General features: G+C 38.9%; 6 protein-coding genes. 3 read left to right on the plus strand and 3 right to left on the minus strand.

Annotation, left to right across the window (positions count from 1 at the left end):
* Positions 1-195 precede the first annotated feature (195 nt).
* Together JFC08_RS13245 and JFC08_RS13250 are read right to left on the minus strand one after the other, a co-directional pair.
* The gene (locus JFC08_RS13245) at positions 196-1,020 is read right to left on the minus strand and encodes a hypothetical protein (RefSeq protein ID WP_198331049.1); all 825 of its coding nucleotides are present in this window, start codon (positions 1,018-1,020) and stop codon (positions 196-198) included.
* Between the two features lie 2 nt (positions 1,021-1,022).
* Positions 1,023-2,588 carry a MobA/MobL family protein gene (locus JFC08_RS13250; RefSeq protein WP_198331050.1) on the minus strand — a complete coding sequence of 522 codons (1,566 nt, stop codon included), beginning with the start codon at positions 2,586-2,588 and terminating at the stop codon, positions 1,023-1,025.
* 233 nt (positions 2,589-2,821) lie between these two features.
* Here JFC08_RS13250 and JFC08_RS13255 point away from each other — a divergent pair, with 233 nt between their 5' ends.
* The 3 genes from JFC08_RS13255 to JFC08_RS13265 all read left to right on the plus strand — a co-directional run bounded on the left by JFC08_RS13255 (position 2,822) and on the right by JFC08_RS13265 (position 6,707).
* On the plus strand, positions 2,822-3,799 hold the full coding sequence (locus JFC08_RS13255; RefSeq protein WP_198331051.1) for a polysaccharide pyruvyl transferase family protein: 978 nt from the start codon (positions 2,822-2,824) through the stop codon (positions 3,797-3,799).
* 90 nt (positions 3,800-3,889) lie between these two features.
* Positions 3,890-5,689 (plus strand): ABC transporter ATP-binding protein, encoded by a 1,800-nt coding sequence (locus JFC08_RS13260; protein WP_198331052.1) that lies wholly within the window; start codon positions 3,890-3,892, stop codon positions 5,687-5,689.
* A 40-nt stretch (positions 5,690-5,729) separates the two neighbouring features.
* Complete coding sequence (locus tag JFC08_RS13265; protein WP_198331053.1) at positions 5,730-6,707, plus strand: glycosyltransferase family 2 protein; 978 nt, start codon at positions 5,730-5,732, stop codon at positions 6,705-6,707.
* Between the two features lie 3 nt (positions 6,708-6,710).
* On the opposite strand, the gene repM is transcribed toward JFC08_RS13265, so the two are convergent.
* The gene (gene repM, locus JFC08_RS13270; RefSeq protein ID WP_198331054.1) at positions 6,711-7,673 is read right to left on the minus strand and encodes a replication initiation protein RepM; all 963 of its coding nucleotides are present in this window, start codon (positions 7,671-7,673) and stop codon (positions 6,711-6,713) included.
* Positions 7,674-7,797: the final 124 nt, after the last annotated feature.

Consider the following 7,797-nt stretch of genomic DNA (forward strand, 5'->3'; position numbering starts at 1 on the left):
CGTCCCTTAATTGACAGGTAAACGTCCCTTAATTGACAGGTAAACGTCCCTTAATGACCTGCGTAGACCAATGATATCAATGCTTCCAGACAAGTTAAAAGCTTTTAAAAACATTAAAAACATTAAAAGCCTTTTTGGTTGTTGATAACTAAAAAATAAAAAGCTGTTTTTTACTACTTAGAATTAGCTTCATAGTTACTTAAATTTGCACCAAGTAGAGCTACCCCAAAACTTAGATTTGAAATCTTTTCTACATTTGCTGGTATCTACTTCTGCATAGTAACCATCATCAGCTTGAATAACCTTGTTAAATAATTGAGCTTCATCAAGCGCATTATATTTAGACTGTCTTTGATCAATATCAGCTTTACTAGGAACAAACAACTGAGCTGAACCGAACGTTAGCAGCATAATTGAAAGACAGACAGCACCAAGCATAGCCGTTATCTTCCAGCTAAGATGCTTGACTAAGTTATAGCCAAAATCATTAGCCACATCATCAAGTCTCTCTTTGGTACTATTGATAACAGCAGTCGTTGTGCTACCTACGCTTTCTTGTAACTTCCTACTTTGGGTTTCATAAGTATCTTCATACATTTTGAAAAAACCCTGTCTGCTCTCAAATTCAGTCTTTGAGTTATGAGCAGCAGTCTCAAGATCGTCAAATTGCTTTTCAATCTTAACGGCAACCGTTGATAGCCTTTTACTGGCTGTGTCTATATGTGTGGTAAAGCCTTGATCTATTAGTGCATGATAGCGTTCATGGTTTTTCTCAAAGATCAGATTGATATTATTTTTGAGTGCTTCATTGGTGTTGTCCGTGATCAGCTGTTCTTTGTCTTGGTAGGTTTTTAATAGCTCAGTTAGCTGCTTAACCTGTGCTGAAAGCTGCTGTGCATATTCTTCATTGGCTTGAGCTTGGGCTTTATTGTCTGCTAGTAGTTCTTGATCTTGTTCAATAAGTGCGTGAAGGAGAAGCACTAATTCTTCTATTTGCATCGACTGGGCGTTGTCGGTCATATCTAAAATCCTAGTGTCATGCCACGACTGCGGTTGATATCATAGCTATGGTCATTAATAGCTGCTGAGACGCTCTGTAAGCGCTCCTGCTGCGTCTGAGAGAGGTTTTGCTTATGCTCAGGTACCATAGCATCAAAAACGCCCTTTAATGCTGCTGTACACTGTTTTTGCGTCACTGTGTGTCGTGTGCTTTTACTGCTATCCAATGCCGATTGCGAATGTGAGATAAGATCATTGCCTAAACGCTCATATTGCAGCTCTGCAAGCGTTCTTTGGTGCTTGGTGGTACTGGGATCATCTTGATAGCGTGTCAGCGCTTGCATGAGGTTGTCGGTGGCTAAAATGGCTACAAGGTGCTTTCCAAACTCGCTGTTTTGATCGATTTTCTGCAAGTGCGACTGATCAACGCTAAGGGGCTGCTGTTCTAGCTGCTGATAGTAATGATTGAACTCCCCTGTCTCCATAGCAATCCTTGCAAGTCTTTGTTCTCGGCGCTGTTGTCGCTCTAGCTTCTCTTGTTCTGCCTGTTCTAGCTTTTTTTGTGCAATAGCAGCTATTTGCTGCTGTCTTAGGCGCTCTTTCTCGGCTTGCTGCGCTTTCTCGCGGTTAAGGCGTATCGCTTTTAGCCTGTTTACTGCATCGTTGGTGCTGTCTATACTCTCCTGAGTAACTTTTCTGGGCTTAAAGTCAGGTTTAGGCGCAGCTGGGGCAATGAATAACTTGCTTTCGCGCAAGTCTGCGATGGTTCGCTCCGCTTTATCATTGGTTTTTTGGTTGTCGTCTAGGTGTTTGTTCCAAACCAGCTCATTAGATTGGATGATTTCACGGTTAAATTGCCCTTTTGCGGTCGGTATTCCTTTACGCTCCATGTGGGTTGCGTCTTTACCCATCTTAATTTGCGGCACGAGGTCGATACCTTGTGATTTATAGCTACGGCTGTCGATCAGGTTATGGCCTTTTTCTTCTAATACCTTGTTAGCGGTATGCTCCCACAGCTCGCGCACGGCTTTAACCTCATGGCTCATACGCGGCAAGCCCTTTTTTCTGCGGTCATCGTCTGATATTTCGCTGTCGGCTTTGTCTTTGGTGAGGTAAATTTTGCCGTCATCGTCAATGGTAGCAGTGCGCGTGGTCAATAAGATATGAGCATGGAAGTTAAGAGGACTGGCACCGCGCTCTATTTCTTTATCGGTTGGCACATGGATCGCACAATCTGCGATCACCTGATATCTATCGGCTAAGGTTCTGGCGAAGTCATGCGCTAAGTCTTTGCGATCTTGTTCGCTCAATTCATGCGGTAAGGCAACCAACCATTCACGAGCCACGCGACTATTTTTTCGGGTCTCGTTGCGCTCAGCCATGTTCCATAATTCGGCTCTGCTAATCTCACCATCAGCCAAGTTAGACGGTAAAATAATATCAGCACTTAATACGCCACTGCGTTTTTTATAGTCATGCGTTTTGCCATGATCTTTATCTTCATCAAGCAATTTGTCACCGGCACGATAAGCAGCGGCCGCGATCGCACTTTGTCCTTTTGCTCTGGATATTGACTTGGTGCTTGCCATGAATATCGCCATAACGACTGCCTATTTTGAGCGTGGTTTTTTGGGGTTTGGGGTGTCCCCAACGTGTTTTGAGAACTGGGAAATATGAACCAATAGGTGAATATATCATAGTTCTCGAAAACGCGCTCTTAGTCAGAGGGACATAACCATCATACGTTAAATAAGATAGCACTTTAGTTTTTTCTTTCTTTCTTTGTTACACTGACCTTTTTTAATAATTTGGTATCAAAAGCATGAACTCTTTTCTGAATAACCTAAAGCGTAATAGTCTTGTCAGATCAACAATAAAAAATCTCATTCCAATAGAAGCACGAGTAAAGGCTTATAGTCTTTTAAATAAAGACTCATCGATAAGGATGTATTTCGAAAATAATACAGCTCTTTTTGACCCTAAAAATAAAAATATACAAGGATTGATGCCCGTATTTTATTGGGACGGTACGCCTAATTTTGGTGATGTTGTTGGTCCATACTTAATTTCTAAAATAACGGGTAAGCCAGTTTTGAATATTAGAAATTTACAATATCCTGGAATCATGGCTGTTGGTAGCATCATGCAGTGGCTCGATAGAAAAGATATGGTTGTATGGGGCAGTGGTTTGATTTCTAAACCGACAGATGAAAAGATGAAAGAGCTTAAAAAATACAACCCAAAAATTTTATCAGTTAGAGGAAGAGAAACTGCCAAATGCTTATTGGAAGCTGGTATAAACATTCCTGATCAGAGCGTTTATGGTGACCCAGCTTTAATACTGCCGTTGTTTTATAATCCCTCAGTAAATGATTCTAAGAAAATTGGTATATGTCCTCATTACATACACAAATCACATTTTTTGGAAAATATTACTAATAAAGATAATTTAAAAATTATAGATGTGCAAAAGGATATGGAATCTGTTGTAGATTCAATTAGCTCATCAACTGTATGTATTTCTACATCCTTGCATGGTCTCATAATTGCACAAGCCTACGGTATACCATGGGTATGGCTAGAGGTTGTTGATAAAAACTTAGTAGGCAATGATTTTAAATTTAAGGATTTCTTTTCTACTCTAGATAAATCACAAGTGTCGCATGTTAGGGTTGGGATGGAAGATATTAAAGATATCGACTTTAAAGCAATAGCTGAAAAGGCGACCTTACCAGAAAAAATGTATAGTGAAGAGCTAATATTAGAATCCCTAAAAGCATATCTAAATAAAACTAGCTAACCCACTTCTGACTGATTAGAAAAAATCATTATTCAATATTGAGAGAACGATACCTTAGAATTTTCAGGTTAATTACATAGTTGAATTTATATGCTAAAAATAATTAGACAGCTTTTCTCATTGCTTTCACCTGAGCAAGTAAGGCAGTTTTACATCTTACAAGTTCTGGTCGTGGTTATGGCCTTTACTGAGTTGCTAGGGATTGCTTCTATAGCGCCTTTTATGGCTCTAGTCGGTGATATATCCATACTAGAAAAAAGCAATGTATTTGCTGAGTTGTATCAACTTTCTGGCATAACAGATCCTATGGATTTTGTGTTTTACACCGGTTTATTGGTGCTGGTAGCTTTGTCGGTCTCTACCCTAGTCTCTATGTTTACTATTTGGAAGTTATCTCTTTATGCGGCACGGGTAGGTACTGAAATAGCAGATCGACTTTATGCTTATTATATGCAAGAAGACTGGCAGTTTCATGCAAGTGGTAGCAGTGCCCAATTGACCAAGCAGGTATCTACAGAAGCCATAAGGGTGACCAATGGAATAGTTCAACCACTAATGCAAATGAATGCAAAAGTGGTTTTAGCTACTCTTATATCTGTCAGCATCTTAATTTACAACCCTATTATAGCGATAACTGGTTTATTCATATTTGCTCTCGCTTATTTCTTACTTTACAAGCTTGTGCGTAAAAAACTAGTCTCTAATGGTCAAAAAATATCACAAGTTTCCACTGAACGCTTTAGGTTAATGAATGAAGGTTTTGGTGGGATTAAAGATGTACTACTACTCAATCGTAGCCAAGACTTCGTTAAACGTTTTGAGGAAAGTGGTAAGGTTTTCTCTCGTGCTTTAGGGTTGAATGCCGGTATTAGTCAAGTACCTCGATATTTTATGGAACTGATAGCGTTTGGCACTATGATTGGGTTGGTGCTCCTACTGATTAAGTTGCATGAAGGCAATCTAGGTGCCGTACTGCCAATTTTAGCTGTTTATGCTCTAGCGGCATTTAAGTTACTGCCCGCTTTACAACAAATATATTCTAGTATTGCTCAAATCAAAGGTAATTTATCAGCCTTTGAAGCAATTAAAGGAGATCTAGAGCGCTCCGTTAGCAGCCATAAACCCATTACTAAAGAAACACTATCAATACGCACAGAGTTAAAGCAACAGATCACCTTAAGCGATATTAAGTTTAATTATCCTGGCAAGTCCAGACCTGCTGTGAATGGCGTGACTATGACTATTCCAGTTAATAGTGTGGTCGGTCTGGTAGGATCGTCCGGTTCTGGAAAATCTACCTTAATTGATTTATTACTTGGTTTGTTAATGCCGCAAAGCGGTCATATATATGTGGATGATACTCGCATCACTTCTGAAAACAAACGTGCTTGGCAAGATACATTAGGCTTTGTCCCGCAAAGTATTTTTTTGAGTGAAGGCACTATCGCTGAAAATATTGCTTTTGGTTTACCTGTCACAGACATCGATTTAAAACAAGTCAATAAAGCTTTAGAACTTGCTAGCTTAACCGAGCTAGTTTCGCAGCTTCCTGATGGCGTAAATACGAAAGTAGGAGAGCGCGGTGTCCAACTGTCTGGTGGCCAACGACAACGTATTGGTATTGCTAGAGCGCTTTATCACGAAGCTGATGTTTTGGTATTTGATGAAGCCACTAGTGCCCTAGATGGTATTACAGAAAAAGTAATCATGGATGCCATACATGACTTTAGTGGTCAAAAAACTATAATTATGATTGCCCACCGTCTAAAAACGGTACAGAAATGTGACATTATTTATTTAATGGACCAAGGAAAAATAGTTGATCAGGGCACTTATCAAGAGCTAGTAGAAACAAATCCTCAGTTTAAAGAAATGGCTGAGCATGCTTAAGCACTAATTTAACTCAAACTATAGAACTGTGAGAACGTAAATGTTGGAAAATGTATCAATAGTAATACCTAGCTATAGGTCGGAAAAGCTAATTTCTAGAACTATATTGTCTATTCTAGATGCTGGAGTGCTTCCTAGTAATATATTTGTTATAGAGGATGGGATCTTCGATAATACTGGAGATGTCCTAAGGGAAATATCTGGAATCAATCATATTTCATATGCAGAAAATAAAGGCGCTACTTATGCTAGAAACTTAGGTTTAAGTAAAGTTGAGACAAAATATGTCATGTTCATAGATTCCGATGATTTTGTTTCTGAGTCGCTAATTAGTGGTTTAGTAACTGCAGCAGAAAAAGAAAATTCTGATATTGCATTTGGACCATGGAGAAGGGATGGCGATAGTATTCCTGAAGGTGAGTTATGCCAACCTCCTAGTTTAAGTACTAGTGATTGGATTTTTCATTGGATTAAGGGCGGATTTGTAGCTACATGTAGTGTGTTATGGAAAACAAGTAAAGTGTTAGAAATAGGAGGGTGGGATGAGAGCTTAATAAAAGACGATGATGGAGAACTAGCAGTTAGAGGGCTGATAAGCACAAATAGCTTATCAATAAGCACTCAAGGATATAGTACGTATTGGCAACATAACTCAGCGTTTAGAGTGTCCAGCGCTCCTATTGAAGATCAGTTGTTCACTTCAAATATAAAATACAACAACATACTAAATTGGATTAAAAAAGATAAGTCTTTAAATAAATATAAAGTTGAACTAGGGTTATATTGTTATAAAGCCGCTTGGAATGCCCGAGCTAGAGGCTTAGAAAAAGAATCAGTTGACTGGCTTTCAAGAGCAAGGGATTTAGGTTATAAAAGTAATGGCTTTAATAATAAAACGAAACTCTTATCAACTTTATTTGGTTTCCGTTATGGTGCTCTCATCTATTCTAATTTATTGCCTATTAACTCTAAGATAAAAACTCTCAAATCAGCCTTTAGAACCTCAAAGCATGTTTAGAAATTAATACTCAAGATACTCTCTAATTGGACGCTTCTTAAACTGTGAAGCGTCCTTTTTTAGTCGGTTAATCATTTCAAACTCCCATCCTTGCTGCGACTGTCCAGCTGGGCTAGTCGGGGTTACTAAATGATTGTACTCCGCCATAAAATCAGGGTTACGAACGATACGTCCTAGCTGTTTATCATTTAGCCCTTCAACCGTAAACATATCTGCTGTGTCTCCGTCTCTAACAGCTTCTTGTTTCTCGTTTTTTGGTTGCACTTTGGTTAGTACCTTAAATTTAAAGCCTACTATAGCCACACCCTTTTTAACCTGTTCGTAGCTAACTTTTAGGTCTGATTTTTCATTTATTTCTTTCACTGCAAGGTTTAGAACGCGCTTTTTAAAGTCACTCATTGCCTTGTATTCAGTATCTTCAACACCTAACTGCCCTCTGAAAACATCTAGATCAAAACTTACCTTTTTTGCTTGTCTCCATTGGTTGAGTAGTTCGTATAACCTAACAGAGTACACACTCTTCATTGGTGCTACCTGCTCAAGCGCAAATCTTGTGAATAGCGTTTTAGCTTCTATAGCATCAATACGTGTAATCTCTTGAACTACAGCAGGTGTAAGCATTATTTCTATGATTGCTTCATCATCTAAATACTTTGCCTGACTTACCCAATGAGACTTAACTGGCTTACCATCCCGCTCATCGAGAAATGTAAAATAACGCTTAAATAAAGAGGTTTCAGCTTCAATAAGAACTTCATACGCCGTTTGTCTTGTGACACCAAACGCTTCAGCATAGCGGCTTGCGTGGATAGGTAAGGGAGTTACGGTATCTATGCCTGTTCCTGTCTCTCTCGCGTCTATAATCGCTAACTGCATAAGTCGGATTTCAGCAAGTGATAATTTTTGTAGAGCTGTATTTAGCCTATGAGTTTTAACAACCTCATTCTTTAACTTTTTGTTGCTCATATCTGTAAACCTATTCTAATCAATGACGTTAATTTAACATGTCTTTTAATGGTCGTAAACAAAAAACGTCCTTAATTGACAGGTAAACGTCCCTTAATTGACAGGTAAACGTCCCTTAATTGAC

Source organism: Psychrobacter cibarius, from assembly GCF_016107535.1.
GTDB classification, from domain to species: domain Bacteria; phylum Pseudomonadota; class Gammaproteobacteria; order Pseudomonadales; family Moraxellaceae; genus Psychrobacter; species Psychrobacter cibarius.